Genomic DNA, 15,967 nt, shown 5'->3' with positions numbered 1-15,967 from the left:
TTCAGTGCCATTTAAAAAAGAGGTTTGCCAGCAATATGGAGGAAAGTATAAAAACACGAGTTGGCTTTTCAACCAGTTCAACTCCGTATTCCATAATGATTTCTCCTATCTCTCGCTCATGCTGATTCAATTGTCCGGTGAGCAGGATTATCGGCACTGTCTCGCTTTTAGAGCGGATCTTCTTGATGACTGCTTCAGAGTTTTCGCTGTAGTCCAGTAACCAGTCAACAACATATCCATCATAATCTTCCCTATCGACCGCCTGCATCATTTCTTGTGCAGTCTCGTAAACCGACGCATCAATACCGTATCTGTTAGATACTGACTTTAATAGTTCGAGTAGTTCTTTATCATTATCGAGTATTGCCAGTTTCGGCGCAGGTAAAAAATCCATTCTTATTACCTGCTTCATGTCTTTACTGAATTTCGCGCTTGTTGGATTTACTACATAATAATTTTTATGAAAGTATGCATAGTTAATGCCTGGCTCTTTAATATCAACCTTTTCCTCACTGACAACAATATTACATCTAACGTGCATATCATTAACAATGAATATACCGTTATATGGTTTTGCTTCATCAAGGGATTCGTGGAAATAATCATAAATCGATTTTAGCTCGCTATAAAAAACTCCTCTCTTACCATCGAGTTTTTGTTTGGCGCTCTGATATTTAATACCGAGGATATCAGCCATTGTTGACGCCTGTTTCCTCTTATCGATTCCTTTCCGCTCAAAAAGTTCTAATACCTTTTTGAGGTTTTTATTAGATGTATCCAAAGTCTACTCCCGTCCATCGGTTACGTTTTACCCAGCTAACGCCGTGACTCAAGAATTTGGGTTAAACAAAAGATGATACACGAATGAGTATCTTTTGAAGGGTTTTTTGATCCGGTAAAGTTCTGTTTATTAAAGGTTTTTTCAATAAACTCAGTTTCTATATAGTAAAATACTCAAAAACAACTCGAAATAGTTATCAATACATGCATAATTCTTTACAGAAACACATCACTACTGAGTTTCTTTTGAGTTGTTTGGTTGTGATTTTTAATCAGTAATCGAAGCGATTATAAGTAAGTTTTAGCAGCTAAGTTGCTGAGTTTGCTAGTTTTTAGCCACATAAGAGACGCCTTATGGCCAATGCAAAATCCATCAGGGGAGGTTCAGTTTTAGTCCACCTGTCAGAGGAGACTAACCAGGTCCTAGTGGAATCATCGAAGCGTTCAGGAAGAAGTAAAACACGAGAGGCAAAAATCAGACTTGAAGACTCACTCAGATCATTTTCCGACCTAGCCGCCACCGGTCGGAGATTCGAATCTGCCACTGATCTTGAGTAGTTTTTGAGTCTTTTCGCCGCCTATGCCTCTCATTTAAATCTGTATATGAAACGCTGCTGTAAACTTACTGCATATAAGGAGGTGGATATACATAGCCCATTCTGAAACCGAAAATCATATTCGCTTAAAAATGTTTTTTCAGACTGCATCAGATATTACTGGTGCAGGATACTGCTCGCCATTTTAAAAATGGTGAGTCGTTTTTTATAACCTAATTCTGATTAAGGATTAAATGATGCAAACTTCGACTTTCGCTTCCGTTAAAACGGATAGCGTGGCGGTAGCATTGTCTGATGTCTGCCAGAAACCCATCTCTGGTAAATATTTATCTACTAAAAAAATGGTGAAAGGTTTTGTCCGTACTGCCTGTAAAAAAGGTTATCAGCATCGCGCAAATGTAACCCTGGTAGCCCTCGCAATGCTGTGCTTTGCGTTGCCACATCTTGCAGGAGCTACTGACCTGCTGGCCGCTCAGAAGCAGGATGCCAAAGACACGTTCGGTCATGGCAGTACTGTTGAATGGGGGTTTTACATCGGCGAAATCATCATCTCGATTGGCGGATACATCAAAACGCGCAACCCGATGCTGTTCGTCGGCGGTCTGGCTTTCCTCATCGTTATCACCCGCACCTTCTTCGCCCTGGCCGGTTAATCCCGCATGGACGGGGAATCGCTTAAGTACCAGTTCCCGGAAACCCTCAATCAGCAGAAACGCCTTGGCGGACTCCCCACAGAGGAGGCCGTGCTCATCCTTGCGTGCGCGGGCATCGGTCTGCTCTGCGACATGTTCATTGTAATGCTGATTGTGGCAGGCACGCTCTGGCTGTTAGTCCGTCACCTGAAGAAGGGGCAGGGCACCTGGTGGCTCATGAACCTTCTTTACTGGTACCTGCCGACCGCGCTGCTCCGGCTGCAGTTCCGCCGCGTGCCCGACTCGGGCAACCGGCACTGGATGCAGTAACCCGCGCGCCATCTTCGGATGGCGCTTATTAAAAGGATAACGCTATGAAGTATCAGGTCCGGGAGGGGCGCAACCGGGTAATCATTCTGGCCCTGTGCGCACTTTCGCTGCTCGTGTTTATTCTCGCCGTCAGCAACGTCGTCACCGGCGCGCTGGCGTGGCACTTTGCAAAAAAGCAGAAGACCCTAACCACCCCGATGATGTTTGACCGCCCGTTCATCTCCGATTCCGCCTCCGGAGACCAGGCCTTAAACGGCATGCTGGTGCGCTCTTTCGTCAATCTCCGCCTTTCCGTCACACCTGAAACCGTGGACAGCCAGCACGCTGCCCTGCTGCGCTTCGTTCCCGCTGAGTACCGTGACGACATGAAAAAGCAGCTCGCCGCCGAAGCTGAGTACATCAAAAACAACGGCGTCTCTTCCGTGTTCCGCATCGATGACGAAATCACCGACTCCACCAACGGTGACATCACTGTACAGGGCACGCTGAGCGCGAGCACCACCAACGGTAACCTGAATATTTCGCTTCCGGATGCCAGTAAAGCCTACCGGCTCAGCGTGCACTACGTGGACGGCCTTATCCGCCTGACGGCCTTCCCAGAGGTGCCCTGGACTCAACCTGAACGCCGCCCGCAACAGGACTGAATCGATGAAAAAGACCCTTTCCGCCCTTGCCGTTGCCGGCGTGCTGGCGCTGGCGCCTGCCGCCGTGCAGGCCGCCGTACCCGGCCCGGCCGGGACCCCGTTTGAGAATAATGCGCACCTTAAGGCGCAGATGAGTAATACCAGTCCTAACAAGATCATTATCGACGGCGAGCTGATTACCGGCATCACCGGTCCGGAAAATGCCTACCTGAAAAGCAACACCGCCGACGGCGCGCTGCTAATTACCCCACAGACCGGTCAGGACTTCACGATCTTCCTGGAAACGGCTGGCGGCGTAGGCGTTTCGATCGACGTGTCACCCAAACCCGGTAATGGCCGCACGCTGCACCTGATACCGGCGGATGTGCCACTTAAGCCCAACCCGGACGCGAAGGTATGGGAGGAGAGTCAGCCCTTCCAGAAAACGCTGGTCAGCGTTGCGCGCAGCATAGTCAGCGGCGAGGTGCCGGAGAATTACACCGAGGTGAAGGCCTCGCGCGGTCCTGCGTACAACCCGCCTGCGGGCGTGCTGCTGACCCCGGAGCGTCAGCTTGTCGGCTCTCACCTGCGGGTTATGCGCTATCGCATGAAAAACACCGGCTACGTTACGCGGCAACTGAGCGAAAAGCAGTTCTGGCAGAAGGGGGTGCGCGCAGTGATGCTCTCAACCCGCACGCTTTACGCTAACGGTGAAGGCTTCGTGTGGATGATTTTCTCGACTGATGTGGAGGGCGGGGCATGAGCAACATCAATACCGCCACGCGCCGCCGCCAGTGGGTGATTGCCGGCGTAGCCGCCGCGGTCATGCTGGCCGTTGGCGGGGGCATCTGGGCGTACTCACACCATCAGGCCGAACTGAACCGGCCCGCGCCGAAAGCGGCACCGAACCTGACCGGCAGCCTGGTGAACACGTCCTTTACCGAAGGGGTGGCCACCTCCGCGCTGCAGCAGCAGCAGAACAAGACCGCCGGCCTTGAGCGCGACCTCGGAATGCTTACCGGCACGCTGAAAAGCCAGAATGAAGAGCTGCAGAAGAAGCTGAACACGATGGCAGACGCAATTAGTCAGCTGCAGACGCAGCAGGCGGGCCGGCCGGCAAATGGCCCTGCAGCCACCTCGCCGGCGACAGGCACTACTCCCGTTAATGCACCGGTCTCCACCGGGCAGTCTGGTCCGGCACAGTGGAGCATCAACAATCCCGGTAGCGGACCGGCCGCCGGACAGGGCGGGAAATTTTACCCGTCGCAGGGTCAGGCCTTCTATCCCGGCGCTGGCACGGTGCGTCCGGGCGGTCTGAGCCGCGATACCTTCACCTACGCTGCGCTTACTGAGAAAAAAACAAAGCTTCCCTGGATACCCTCCGGCTCCTTTTCTGAGGCGGTCATGATTGAGGGGGCTGACGCCAATGCCAGCGTGACTGGTCAACAGAACACCGCCGCAGTTGTTATTACGCTTGTTGGAGATGTCTCTATGCCAAACGGTAAAACGTACAGCATGGACCAGTGCCGCGTTACCGGAGAAATCTGGGGTGACATCTCCAGTGAACGTGGCGAAGTCCGTACAAGAAACATCAGCTGCATCCTGAAGAACGGTAAGCACATTGATATGCCGTTTAAAGGGCATGTTGCTTACCAGGGCAAACAGGGGATTCGCGGCAAACCGGTAATGCGTAATGGTGTAATTGTCGGATACGCCGGTGCTGCCGGGCTGATGTCAGGCTTCGGTGAGGGAATACAATCCGCCGCCACACCTACGGTCGGGCTGGGTGGCAGCGCCTCGGTGGGCGCCGGTGACATCTTTAAACAGGGCTTCGGTGGCGGTGCCAGCAAGGCGGCTGACACGCTGAGCCAGTACTGGATTAAGCGCGCCGAACAGTATCACCCGGTCATTGATATCGGCGCCGGCAACGCGGTCACCGTTGTGTTCCAGGATGGCTTCCGTCTGGAAACGATTGAGGATGCCGAAGCTGAAAAGGCGAAGCAGGAGGCCCCGCAGGCCGCCGTGCAGCAGGCCTCAGCAACTGCACCGGCAGTCAGCAACAGTAATGGCAGTGCGCCTGTTCTGAATCCTGACGAAGTTCTGCGTCAGGCCAGCCAGCTGCGCCTCGGCGACACTATTAATTAAGGAGATGACAGATGAAACAGTGGTATGTACTCAAGTCGTTATTTAATCAGGAAAAACGCGCCGAAGCCCATCTGCTCAACCAGGGGGTGGAATGTTACCTTCCGCTTTTCACCTGTCAGCTTGTTGCCGGGGGAAGTGTTAAACCGGTTAAACCCCAGCCACTTTTTCCTGGCTATCTGTTTGCACGATTCGATCCTGAAGAAATTCATACAACGACGATTAAAGCAACGCGCGGAGTCTCAACCATAGTCAGCTTTGGCAATCGCATAGCAATCTTGGGTGATGCGGAAATGGAGCGCATGAAGCGCGGAGCTGATTCGGCCGCGCAGGCGGACATGCAGGCCCCTGAGCATGGCGATACAGTTCTGATAACAAATGGCACGTTTGAAAACATGCAAGCTATCTGGCATGAGCCGCAGGGCGCAAAGCGCGCAATGCTTCTCCTGAACCTTATGGGAAGACTGGTTGAGCTCGATCTCAAAAAGGTCAGGTCTCAAAACATTCAGTTTCGTAGGACGTCAACTCACGGGCCGGTGGCAGCATGAAGGCACTTATTAAACGCTGTCGTCATCCGGATAACAGAGTTCACCTTTATGTGGTTCTGATTGCAGTCATGCTGGCGACTAACTTCATCCTGTCCGGTCTGACGATGCGTGAGGGACTGACCGGTTTCCCGGGCTTTCCGGGCTGGCAGGTCTGGCGGCTGGCCCTGTTAACGTCTCCCGTTATTATTCTGCTGGCGTACCTTTTCAGGGATTTAGCGGGCGTGACCTTTTGGGTGATGGCAGCGTGCTGGCTGATACTGGCGGCATTTTATCTTGTCTGGGGGGTATGGTTCTGGGCGATGCCAGTCCCCAGCCCAAAAGACATCTTATTCTTTGCAGGCTTAACCACCGGTATCGCGTACTTTTTTACGCTGCTCTTAACCCTGCTTAATCTCAGATTCTGAAAAGGGGCCAGTCGCATGATGCTAACAGCCTGGAAGAAACGTCGCCGGAAACTGGCGCAGATACGATACCTGGTGGCCTGCTGGAAGGGGCGCCATCTGCCGTATGGCGGCACGCTGGCGACCTGCGTGCTTGCCGGTCTGGCGTTTGCTTTGCTCTGGCGTGAATACGCAGCAGGCTCAGAGTGGGCGGGCGCGGCACTGGTTATACCCGTATTCGTTGCTGCAGCGGCGGTTATCAGACGCCTGCGGGAGCCGCTTAACTGGCAGGACCTGCTTGCCATCATGCTTGAGGCGTACACGCCTCTTGACCTTCCTGCCTGGCACGAGCTGCAGCTGGCAGTTAAGGAGGCCGGTTTTATTGAGGTACCCGTACTCGAGCTCTGGCTTAAAAAAGAGACCGGGGCCGTGTTTAAACCCGCCCGGCGTGATTTTGCCTTTACTGAACGTCAGCCTGAAGAAGGGGTAAGTGAAGATGACTAAACACAGACAGCGTGAGCAGCATATCCGGCTCTGTGCGCTGCGGCTTCGTTACCGGCGCGCCTGGCAGGCACAGGCGAGCAGCTGCCATCTGGCCGCAATGCTGACCGAAATCGAGTCGGTTCGTCAGCGTCTGGCTTCTGATAGTCCCGGGCCTGAAGATTTAAACAGATGAGAGGACTGCGCCTGACCATATTCAGCCTGCTCTCCGGTATTCCTGTCAGCCCACACATCATCAGGAGAAGAGTTGTGGTAACAGATAAAGTTAAAAAGATGATTATGCTGCTGTCAGTCATGCTGCTGTCGGCCTGTGACAATCAAAAAGCAGAGTTCGACGCCACACGGACCAAAGCCCTGCAGAATCCTGATCCGTGGCAGGCCTGGCAGCAACTGAATGCTGAAGGCGAAAAGGCCTGTCCGGAAAAACAGGTTTTACCATCCTGTTCTGGAAAACTTAAAACTGACTACCGCAACCTCTCGTTTTCGCTCTATCGCAAAGCGTTAGACCAGCACTCTTATGCGGCTTTAACCGATCTGTTTATGCGGGATGAGCCACCGGCCGAACTAAGATCCCGGATGCCAGCATTTGCTGCAGAGCTCATTACCGTTGCCGATCATTCATCGGGTGACCGCGCATCAGCAGAGATACTTGCAACCGCGGCTCATGTACTGGAACGCGGTAAGTGGGTGCAAAGAGATAGTGTCCGCGCGGCCGCTTTTTTTGCCCGGGCGTGGCTTGCAGATGACACACAGGCGCCAGCCAGTCTGAGCCGTCTTTACAGTGAGCAGCATGATGAGGCCAGCGCACTGCTGTGGCGGCTTCGCTGTACCGGAGACTGTGACAGCAGCCAGGCGCCATATGATGATTCTGCTTCACTAAGTCCGAGGCAGATATTACGCATTCAGTCTCTCGCGCAGGACCGAAGCATTATCACCGTGAACGGGCAGGCCAGCTGGGAGGCGAAATGAAATATCTTCTGAAAGGAGCGCTTATTGCGCTTTGCTTTTTGCAGTCATTGCCGGTTATGGCGGGCAATTCCTCTTCCCGATCATCGTTTAAATCGTCAGCAGGTTATGCCGCTCGCAGCCCGGCTTACCGGAACTCCTTCACAGGCAGTACACCTGTTTATAAGAGCTTCACGCCCGCAGCCGGAAGCAGTACGGCAACGGGCAGAACTGACAGCAGGTCACCTGGAGCAAAACTTTCACCTTCAGCACCTCAGTCTTTGCAAAACCGCAGCGGCCCACAACCTTCTCCTCAGCTTCAGACCATCATCAGGGAAAAGGAAGCCAGCGGACCAGGCTGGCTGGGTACGGCAGGACTGATCTGGTTACTGAGTCAGCATGACCTGTCATCCAGTGATCGTGAATGGATTAACAATAGGCTCCGCGAGGAAAACAGTGAAAACCCACAACCTGTTACTGAGCAGTCTGACGTCAGTTTTCAGTGGTCAGTTCCGGCAACCTTTACAAATGGCCAGTCTGCGAAGATTGTGATTGCGGCCGTTCGTCACGGCAAAGTGCTGCTACCCGACTGTGAACTTGGTGACATAAAAAGTGTGCATGAAAATAACGCTGCCGTACTTAACTGGACTCCGGAACACACGGTTTCGGCAGTAGCGACCTGCAAGGCAGATGGATGGGTGGATCAGCGTCTGCTAGCCGTCAGCCAGCCGCGTGTGGAAACCCGGTAAATCAGCTTCCACGTATCCCGCTGACAGTCCACCTTTAATAAGAAGACAGTTCGGAGCCTATGCTGCCGGCTGGGACTGCTATCGCACAACACTACAAACAATACTTTCGCCTTCACCAGGGCACCCTGCGGCTCCATGCGCACCTTTCTAAACAAAACCTGATTTTTAACGAGGATAATAATGGTCCACGATGAAACCACTCCTGTTCCGGACTCGCTGCTAATCCGGATTAAAGACGGGCGGCAATCCAGCGGCAATATGCTGTTCCGGCTTGAAAGGTTTAACACCCGACCGATTCCGGATGCGGCAATACGCCCGCTGGCAGAGAATTTCGGATACATACCCGCATTCACAGACATCACAATTGAGCAGCTTGCGACATACATCGCTGACGTCATTCGTCAGGTTTCACCCGGCATGCTACATGCTGATATCTGGTCGCAAACAAAAGCGCCGGTAAAAAACATAACCGCAGCCTGCCGCGATCGCGTCATGAGCGAAGATGAGTTTAAGGACTGGCAGATGGTTAACACCTTTATGAAAGGTAAACATACTAGCTGAACCAACCTGTTTTAGTGCCTTCACCAGGGCAACCCGCACCACCCGATTAGCTCGCACCTTTTATCTCCCTGACTTATCGCGGCCCGGCCGCCACTGAGGACCCCACCATGCAGAAACTCTTTGCGTGCGCACTGCTATGCGCGGCGCTGACCGGCTGCGCCGGCATGAACTCTGATTTTGACTGTAACAAGACCGCGACCGACCAGTGCCTGTCGATGTCCGATGCCAGCAGGCTTGCATCGAAGCATCAGAGCCTGGACGACCTGACGGCAGCTAAGGAGGCCGGCCCAAAGCCTGTCTCTGAGGCGCTGGCGACGCCTGGCAACACGAAGCCCGCTGTCAGCCCTTACCGCCCGTTAAGCACGGCAACGACTACCGTGTGTCTGGTTAAAGGGCAGAGCGCGACCACAGACAACCTGCGGGCATCCACGTTACCGGTCCGTACCGGTGCCACAGGTCCTGTGGTCCCGGGTGACTACAGCGGACCGGGACAGGTGGATGCCCGCCGCATCCCGGACGCTACACAGCGCCTGTGGATTGCGCCCTGGGTGGACGAGCAGGACAGCTTTCATCAGCCCGCCGTGGTGGAGTTCGTGAAGCAGAAGTCCCGCTGGGACGAAGATTTCCGCGTAATCAGCGAGGGGGAGTAATGAAAAAGCGTTTTTCATTCAGCAGTGCCTGTGAACAGCGGGCGCCCGCATCGTCTGCAGCTGCACTGCATCACCGGGTCAGGCCCGGACTGATGTTCGTGGATGTGCCCCCTTATGGACACGTCTTTACGCACAGTACGCCTGGCGCCGGAAAATCCGCGCACTTCCATACCCTGATAAAGGCCGCGCTTAAAAGAGAGCGCGCCGGAGGTCTGCATGATCAATAACGTTATCGATCACCTCACCGGCATCTTCAGCAGCAGCCGGGATGAGGGCGGTGCCAGGATGGCGCGCCAGACGCTGCAGGAGAGCTTCAGCTACCCGTCGCTGACCAGCCTGCTGCCGTGGCGTGAGTTTGATGAAAAGTCCGAACTCTTCATTAACAGCCGCTCGGTCGGCTTTATTCTGGAGGTGGCACCGCTCGCCGGCGCGAATCAGCAGGTGGTACAGGCGCTCGACGACCTGCTGCGTAAAAAGCTGCCCCGTAAAACGCCGGTCACGGTGCTGATGGTGGCCAGCAAGTGCGTGGGCGACATGCTGGAAAACGGGCTGAGCCGCGACATGTGGAAGGGTGACATGGCACCGCGCCTGAACGCCATTACCAAAGCCTTCTGGGAGCGCTCGGCGCTGAAAGGGCTGGCCAACGAGCGTGAGTACCCGCTCTATCTGCGTAACTACCGCGTTTTCCTGGTGTATGCACACCCCGGCACCGGCGGCATCAGGTCGATGGACGCGGTGACGCAGGTGCGCGAAACGCTTCGCGTCTCAATGCTGGCCGCCCACATGGACACGCGCCGCGTGGGACCGACGGAGTTTTTGTCCGTCATCCGCGAGCAGCTGAACTACCGGCCGGGGCAGGTTAGTGTCGGCAGCGAGCACTGGAACCCGGAGCAGGAGCTGCACCGCCAGTGCGTGGACACCAGTACCGAAATGGAGGTTCATCCGGATCACCTGAAGCTGACCACAGCCCGTCAGCACAGTGACCGGGCGGTCAGCGACAGCAGCGACAACGCGGTGGTCAGCACGCGCATCGTGAACATGCAGCTGACTAAGGTGCCGAAACGGTTCGCACTCTGGCAGGCAGCTGACAACCTGCAGAACATGCGCTTTCCTGACCTGGGCATTCCCTGTCCGTTCCTGCTGAGCTGGACCATCTGCGTTGAGGATCAGGTAAGCTGCCAGAATGAGGCGTTCCGCAAAGAGCAGGATATGGGCAAGAAGGCCAACTCCTCCTACGGCAAGCTGTTCCCCAACACGCAGCGCACCTATGAGGAGTGGCGCGACCTGCGCATGGGGCTTGCCAGCAACGAAATCGCCATGTGCAGCTTTAACCTCAACCTGACGCTGTTCACGCCCGACAGTGACAGCGAACAGCAGCGCTGTGAACTCTCCGCTATTAACGTGTTCCGAAAAAATGACCTCGAAATGTCCGCACCCCGCTATCAGCAGCTGCGCAACTGGATGACCTCGCTGCCGTTCGTGATGCAGGAGGGGCTGTGGGACGACATGAAGCACATGAACGCCACCCTGCGCTGCAAGAGTTTTAACGCCGTCAACCTGATGCCGGTCGTGGCCGAGCGTCAGATGGCAGCATCGGGCAGCCCGCTGCCGACCTATCGCAACGCGCTGGCCTTTTTTGACATGTTCAGCGAAAGCAACGGGTCCACCAACTTTAACATCGCGGTGACCGGCACCACTGGGGCGGGAAAGAGCTTCTTTATACAGGAAATCCTGCGACAGGTGCTGAACGCCGGCGGCTTCGGCTGGGTTATCGACATGGGAGGCAGCTATAAGAACTTCTGCCGGCAGGCGGGCGGCGCTTACCTGGACGGTGCGACGCTGCGTTTTAACCCGTTCGCCAACGTGCGGGACATTAAAGAGTCCGCCGAGGGTATTCAGGGCCTGCTGACCGTTCTGGCGAGCCCTAATGAAGCGCTGGATAAGGTCAGCGAAACCATCCTGCTCAAAGGTGTGGTGGCGGCTTATGAGGCGAAGCAAAACACAGCACGTATTGATGACGTAGTGCTGTACATGAAGTCGGCGGCGGTGAAAGAGGAATATGGCCAGCAGCCGACCATCATGAACCGCATCAACGAACTGGTGCTGCTGCTGGACCGCTGGTGTACGTGGGGAGCTAACGGCGACTACTTCAACTCGGATAAGCCGACGCTCGACGGCGACACGCGCTTTGCCGTACTGGAGCTGCTGAGCCTGGAGAACCAGCCTCACCTGCTCTCTGCAATCCTGTACTCGCTGATCCTGGCAATTCAGGAAAAGATGTATCACTCGCCGCGCAGCCTCAAAAAGGTCGCCATTATTGATGAGGCCTGGCGCCTGTTCAGCGGCTCTAATCCGCACGCGGCCCGTTTTATCGAAACCGGGTACCGTACGGTGCGCCGCCACCGCGGGGCATTCATCACCATTACGCAGGGCATCAAGGACTTTACCGGCACCAAAGACCAAGCAGCACCGCCGGCTGCCGCTGCGGCATGGGACTGTTCGGGCACCAAAGTGACCCTGCTGCAGGATGCGAAAGCATTCAAAACCTATCTTAATTCCAACCCGGATCAGTTCAGCGAAGTTGAAACGCAGGTTATCCGCGGCTTCCAGCCCGCGCGCGATACCGGCTTCAGCTCGGTGATGATCTCAACGGGTGAAAACAGTTCGTTCCATCGCGTCTTTGTTGACCCGGTCACGCGCGCCATGTTCAGCACCCGCGGCGAAGACTATCAGTACATGACGGAGGCGCAGAAGGCCGGGGCGACCAGCGAAGAGGCCGCATACCTGCTGGCCTGCGAGCCTCACATGTACCAGGCCGAGATGCAGGAACTGGAGCGCTGGGCAGGCCTGACCACTGCTTAAAAGAGGATTAAACGATGCAGGAAGAAAGACAGCCGCCTCAGCAGGTGGCCATAGAAAACGAGGATAACGCAGGGGTGAGTGACGGCGCTCGCGTGACCGCGTCAGCGCGGCTGATGCGCAGCCGCGGTGCCCGGCTGGCAGCGTTCGCCGCGCTGGTCATTGCGTTCAGCGCCGGCGTCAGTGCGCTGGTTGCTAAGGCCGTACAGCCCGATTACGTGGTGTTCGACATGAAAGGCACCATCGACACCTTCCGGCAACAGACGGCGCAGCAGCCGGTGGAAAAGGGGGCGCTGGAGTCACTGACAAAGCGCTTTGGCGCCGCGCTGGACGCCAGCCTGTCTGACTGGCAGGCCGCGCACGGCGGCGTCATCCTGGTGAAGGGGGCGGTGGTTGCGGGCGTCACCGACATTACCCCGGTCATTCAGGCTGACATTGCCCGTCAGATGCAGGAGACGCGATGAAGCTACTCGCTACAGCGGTTTTTCTGCTCGCCACAGTGGTTACTCAGCCCGTGCAGGCGAAAGAGCTCGGTACTATCGGCCACCTGTTCCCGATTGCCGAGCCGGATCTGCTGACGTTTATCGGGCAGCGCCTGCAGGGTATGGAGGACAGCGGCGAAATGGACCGCCTGCAGCGCGAGGCGGAGGCCAGGGTGAAAGCTCACGCCGTACGTCCGGCACCGGTGGCCGGGCTGACGCCGGCGAAAACGGACCGCGCGTTCCTTTATGACCCGACCTTTACGGTGCGGGAAACCATCCGCGACATGCGCGGCAACGTCATCGCCCGGGCGGGCGACAAGGTTAATCCGCTGGACAAGGTCGCCTTCAGCGAGACGCTGTACTTCGTTGACGGTGACAATCTGCAGCAGATGGCGTGGCTGAAGCCGCAGCTCGCAGGGCTGCAGAACTTTAAGGTCATCCTGGTGAAGGGCAACGTGCACGACAGCAGCCTCGCGCTGGACGAGCCGGTGTACTTCGACCAGTACGGCACGTTAACAACGAAATTCGGCTTTGAGCATACGCCGGTGCGCATCACGCGCGCGGACAGGATGCTCCGGGTAGAGGAGGTGGCACTGAAATGAGTGATAACACGCCGTATGATCTTGTGCAGAGACTGGTAAATGACTGGCAGCATTCTACGTCGTCATCCGAGGCCGCACCCGTTCAGCTGCACGCGGAGCCGGTGATGCAACCGGTATGGATTGATCCTGTCCCGCCTGCCTGTCGTGCCGAAATCTCACTGGCACCCGAGAGCATAAGCGCGTTTACGGCAGGCCTGCCGGCCGTGGGTGGTTTCATTGTTCTCATAGCGCTGGCCATCGTTATGGTCAGGGTTGGCAGGAGAATGACTCCCGAGAGTCCGGACCCGATGCACGTGGCTTTCGGCTTATCATCTCCGGCACCGTTTGGCAGTCGCGAGATGGCCGAACTTGCAGCTGCTGAGGCGAACTGCCATTACTGGCAGTTCATGCTGGCGGCATTTGGCGGCGCGCTGGAGGCTGAAGGCTTTGCGCTTCGTGCTGAGCCGCAGTCAAAGGTTCTGCTGCCCTATGCAGTGCGGACCCGCGTGGGTATCGCCATCGTAAAAGCGCGTTCCCGCTACCTGAACCCGCGCCAGAGCGACGAAGCTGCAAAGGCGATGCTGCGGGATGCCGAAGAGGATGACTACACCGGCAGCTGGACAGATTGCTGTCAGCGGGGAGCCGAGGCAGCTGGCTGGTACGTTGTCAGGCGTGACGGTCATACCGCGGATAATGGTACGGATCTGTAGCTGACAGCGGCTGGTCTATAATTCTGCGCGTGAATAATCACTTTAAGGGACACAGGCAATGAGAACGCTGACGTTAGGATTTCTGCTGCTGGCTGCCGGCCATGCCACAGCCGCTTCGTCATTTACGCAGGAGTGGCCGTCATGCGATATAAAGGCTCAGCATGACGTGAAGGGGGAAACAGGCAGTATTAAAGACCCGCTTCAGGCGCACATATCGGTACGCATTAACGTGCTGCAGGCCGATATCGGTAATGCCCGCAAAGCGCGTCACCTGACGGAAGCGCAGTCTGAACAGCTATGGCAACAGGCTGGCCGCGTCAGAAAAGATGCTGACGGCTACGTAAAGCAGCAGGGCTTTCTGAGTGCGGCTGAGCGTGCCAGTTATGACCGCGAACTCGACGATGTTGCCGGCAGACTGTGCCGCGCGGTGAAGTAAATCCTCCCCGGGTGGCTATGGCCACCTGAATGCCTTTTCTGCCCGCAGTGCGCAGACTGTTCGTTCCTCGCGCTGCTGCGGTACGCCTCAGTCTGCCCCCCGCAGGCAGGCCTGATTAACGTCTGACTCCGGCAGTTCCGCTGCCGTCATTACGGAATCTCACCCTATGACACACCCTGCTGAAATATCGGCTCAGCCGGTCGTGCGCGATCGCTGGGGCGGCTGGACGCATCCTGAATTTTTTGTGCCCGCTGACGGCAATGAATATCCGCAGCCCGGCGAGTTTGAGGCCTGGCTTTCCGCACATAACCTGGCAGCCGCCTTTACCTGGATGGAAAACGACGCGCCGGACTGGATGATGCAGGCCTTCCGGAGAACCGGTAACTGCAGTCAGTGGCAGCTGTCCGCACCTGCAGGCGATGGCTGGTTTACCGGCAGCATTCATGACACGGATGACGGCCCGGTCTGCGTCTGGCTCCGCAGCAAAACAGAGGTCAGAGGCTCATGAAACGTTTCCTTCTCATCATGTGCCTGCTCACGGCTGGGATCATGGCAAATCCTGTCATGGCAGCGACCAGCAACGCCGGCGACGGGCGCTGGGTAAACCCCATCAGCGACGTCTGCTGGAAGTGCCTGTTCCCGATGTCGCTGGGCAGCATCCAGCTGGCATCAGGCGCGCACCCCGATACTCCGAACCCTGCCTCGCCGATTCAGATGTGCCCGTACGGTATTTTTTACCGGCTGGGTCTGGCCATCGGCTTCTGGGAGCCGCTGGCGCTGACCGACGTGACGCGCGAGCCCGGCGTCATGGTGAACATGGGCGGCTTCAAAATTAACCTCGGCCGCACCGGTGCCGGACGCGGCGGGCAGAGCGACTCACCCACACCCGGCAGCTTCTATCACGTGCACTGGTACAAATATCCGCTGATTTACTGGCTCAACATCATCACCAGTACGGGTTGCATGCAGACCGGTGACATGGACATCGCGTATCTGTCTGAGGTCGACCCGCTGTGGAACGACAGCACGCTGGCCATGATCCTGAATCCGGAAGTGGCGCTTTTCAACAACCTGCTGGCTCAGGGCGCCTGTGCAGCTGACTCGATTGCCTCCACGGCGGGCGTGCCGCTGGACCCGCTGTTCTGGTGCGCCGGCGCACAGGGTTCGATGTATCCGTTTACGGGCTTCACCAGTAATGAGTTTTCACCGCTGGAAGCCTCGCTGCTGGTCAGCGAGCGCATGGCCTTCAAGCTGCACCGGGAGGGACTGGTGATGGAGACGGTCGGGGCGGACGTGGCGGTCTGCTATCAGTATCCGTCCCCGATCATCCCGAAATCACGCTGGCGTTATCAGATGGTGAATATGTACCCCGAACCAAACGACTGTCATCCGTTCGGCACAACGACCCAGCTCTGGGGCTCTGTACACAACTCACCAGCGACGAAAAAGAACTTCGGCTACCTCATGTGGCGAAAGCGTAACTGCGTTTATCTGTAAGGAC

Annotated in this window: 23 protein-coding genes; 22 read left to right on the top strand and 1 reads right to left on the bottom strand. The window is 56.3% G+C overall.

Annotated elements, in window-relative coordinates; all coding sequences use genetic code 11:
* Position 1: 1 nt before the first annotated feature.
* Positions 2-781, bottom strand: coding sequence for a helix-turn-helix domain-containing protein (locus tag ACX3P5_RS00185; RefSeq protein ID WP_458968143.1), 780 nt, complete (start codon positions 779-781; stop codon positions 2-4).
* Positions 782-1,134: 353 nt separating this feature from the next.
* On the opposite strand from ACX3P5_RS00185, the gene ACX3P5_RS00180 reads away from it, so the two are divergent.
* The 22 genes from ACX3P5_RS00180 to traU all read left to right on the top strand — a co-directional run bounded on the left by ACX3P5_RS00180 (position 1,135) and on the right by traU (position 15,963).
* The gene (locus ACX3P5_RS00180; RefSeq protein WP_458968142.1) at positions 1,135-1,338 is read left to right on the top strand and encodes a TraY domain-containing protein; all 204 of its coding nucleotides are present in this window, start codon (positions 1,135-1,137) and stop codon (positions 1,336-1,338) included.
* A 232-nt stretch (positions 1,339-1,570) separates the two neighbouring features.
* On the top strand, positions 1,571-1,990 hold the full coding sequence (locus ACX3P5_RS00175) for a type IV conjugative transfer system pilin TraA (protein WP_235765175.1): 420 nt from the start codon (positions 1,571-1,573) through the stop codon (positions 1,988-1,990).
* A gap of 6 nt (positions 1,991-1,996) precedes the next feature.
* Positions 1,997-2,299 (top strand): type IV conjugative transfer system protein TraL, encoded by a 303-nt coding sequence (gene traL / locus ACX3P5_RS00170; RefSeq protein ID WP_167423853.1) that lies wholly within the window; start codon positions 1,997-1,999, stop codon positions 2,297-2,299.
* A 44-nt stretch (positions 2,300-2,343) separates the two neighbouring features.
* Positions 2,344-2,943 carry a TraE/TraK family type IV conjugative transfer system protein gene (locus tag ACX3P5_RS00165; protein WP_458968141.1) on the top strand — a complete coding sequence of 200 codons (600 nt, stop codon included), beginning with the start codon at positions 2,344-2,346 and terminating at the stop codon, positions 2,941-2,943.
* A 4-nt stretch (positions 2,944-2,947) separates the two neighbouring features.
* A complete protein-coding gene (gene traK / locus ACX3P5_RS00160; protein WP_458968140.1) occupies positions 2,948-3,685 on the top strand; it encodes an F-type conjugal transfer protein TraK in 738 nt (245 codons plus the stop codon).
* On the top strand, positions 3,682-5,067 hold the full coding sequence (traB, locus tag ACX3P5_RS00155; protein WP_033774297.1) for an F-type conjugal transfer pilus assembly protein TraB: 1,386 nt from the start codon (positions 3,682-3,684) through the stop codon (positions 5,065-5,067). The genes traK and traB overlap by 4 nt, the downstream gene beginning before the upstream one ends.
* An 11-nt stretch (positions 5,068-5,078) precedes the next feature.
* Complete coding sequence (rfaH, locus tag ACX3P5_RS00150) at positions 5,079-5,612, top strand: transcription/translation regulatory transformer protein RfaH (RefSeq protein WP_033774296.1); 534 nt, start codon at positions 5,079-5,081, stop codon at positions 5,610-5,612.
* Positions 5,609-6,016 carry a hypothetical protein gene (locus ACX3P5_RS00145; protein WP_311976825.1) on the top strand — a complete coding sequence of 136 codons (408 nt, stop codon included), beginning with the start codon at positions 5,609-5,611 and terminating at the stop codon, positions 6,014-6,016. Before rfaH ends, ACX3P5_RS00145 begins: the two co-directional genes overlap by 4 nt.
* Positions 6,017-6,031: 15 nt before the next feature.
* A complete protein-coding gene (locus ACX3P5_RS00140) occupies positions 6,032-6,496 on the top strand; it encodes a hypothetical protein (protein WP_458968139.1) in 465 nt (154 codons plus the stop codon).
* Positions 6,489-6,668 (top strand): hypothetical protein, encoded by a 180-nt coding sequence (locus ACX3P5_RS00135; protein ID WP_033774290.1) that lies wholly within the window; start codon positions 6,489-6,491, stop codon positions 6,666-6,668. The genes ACX3P5_RS00140 and ACX3P5_RS00135 overlap by 8 nt, the downstream gene beginning before the upstream one ends.
* A 74-nt stretch (positions 6,669-6,742) precedes the next feature.
* Entirely contained in the window at positions 6,743-7,462 is a 720-nt protein-coding gene (locus ACX3P5_RS00130) for a hypothetical protein (RefSeq protein ID WP_311976823.1), read from the top strand.
* On the top strand, positions 7,459-8,187 hold the full coding sequence (locus tag ACX3P5_RS00125) for a hypothetical protein (protein WP_458968138.1): 729 nt from the start codon (positions 7,459-7,461) through the stop codon (positions 8,185-8,187). The genes ACX3P5_RS00130 and ACX3P5_RS00125 overlap by 4 nt, the downstream gene beginning before the upstream one ends.
* A 180-nt stretch (positions 8,188-8,367) precedes the next feature.
* A complete protein-coding gene (locus tag ACX3P5_RS00120) occupies positions 8,368-8,748 on the top strand; it encodes a hypothetical protein (protein ID WP_033774287.1) in 381 nt (126 codons plus the stop codon).
* Between the two features lie 107 nt (positions 8,749-8,855).
* A complete protein-coding gene (gene traV, locus ACX3P5_RS00115; protein WP_458968137.1) occupies positions 8,856-9,398 on the top strand; it encodes a type IV conjugative transfer system lipoprotein TraV in 543 nt (180 codons plus the stop codon).
* A complete protein-coding gene (locus ACX3P5_RS00110; protein ID WP_033774285.1) occupies positions 9,398-9,625 on the top strand; it encodes a hypothetical protein in 228 nt (75 codons plus the stop codon). The genes traV and ACX3P5_RS00110 overlap by 1 nt, the downstream gene beginning before the upstream one ends.
* A complete protein-coding gene (gene traC, locus ACX3P5_RS00105) occupies positions 9,615-12,260 on the top strand; it encodes a type IV secretion system protein TraC (protein ID WP_458968136.1) in 2,646 nt (881 codons plus the stop codon). Before ACX3P5_RS00110 ends, traC begins: the two co-directional genes overlap by 11 nt.
* Before the next feature lie 14 nt (positions 12,261-12,274).
* A complete protein-coding gene (gene trbI / locus ACX3P5_RS00100; RefSeq protein WP_311976821.1) occupies positions 12,275-12,721 on the top strand; it encodes a type-F conjugative transfer system protein TrbI in 447 nt (148 codons plus the stop codon).
* The gene (traW, locus tag ACX3P5_RS00095; protein WP_458968135.1) at positions 12,718-13,341 is read left to right on the top strand and encodes a type-F conjugative transfer system protein TraW; all 624 of its coding nucleotides are present in this window, start codon (positions 12,718-12,720) and stop codon (positions 13,339-13,341) included. Before trbI ends, traW begins: the two co-directional genes overlap by 4 nt.
* A gap of 263 nt (positions 13,342-13,604) precedes the next feature.
* Complete coding sequence (locus ACX3P5_RS00090; RefSeq protein ID WP_235765186.1) at positions 13,605-14,030, top strand: hypothetical protein; 426 nt, start codon at positions 13,605-13,607, stop codon at positions 14,028-14,030.
* A gap of 58 nt (positions 14,031-14,088) precedes the next feature.
* On the top strand, positions 14,089-14,466 hold the full coding sequence (locus ACX3P5_RS00085; RefSeq protein ID WP_311976894.1) for a hypothetical protein: 378 nt from the start codon (positions 14,089-14,091) through the stop codon (positions 14,464-14,466).
* Positions 14,467-14,632: 166 nt separating this feature from the next.
* Complete coding sequence (locus tag ACX3P5_RS00080) at positions 14,633-14,974, top strand: hypothetical protein (protein WP_033774279.1); 342 nt, start codon at positions 14,633-14,635, stop codon at positions 14,972-14,974.
* Positions 14,971-15,963 carry a conjugal transfer pilus assembly protein TraU gene (gene traU / locus ACX3P5_RS00075; RefSeq protein WP_235765188.1) on the top strand — a complete coding sequence of 331 codons (993 nt, stop codon included), beginning with the start codon at positions 14,971-14,973 and terminating at the stop codon, positions 15,961-15,963. Before ACX3P5_RS00080 ends, traU begins: the two co-directional genes overlap by 4 nt.
* The last annotated feature ends 4 nt before the right edge of the window (positions 15,964-15,967 follow it).

This window comes from Pantoea sp. S-LA4 (genome assembly GCF_054482835.1).
The sequence above is the reverse complement of the archived record's forward strand: the minus strand, read 5'-3'. Positions and strand labels throughout refer to the sequence as shown.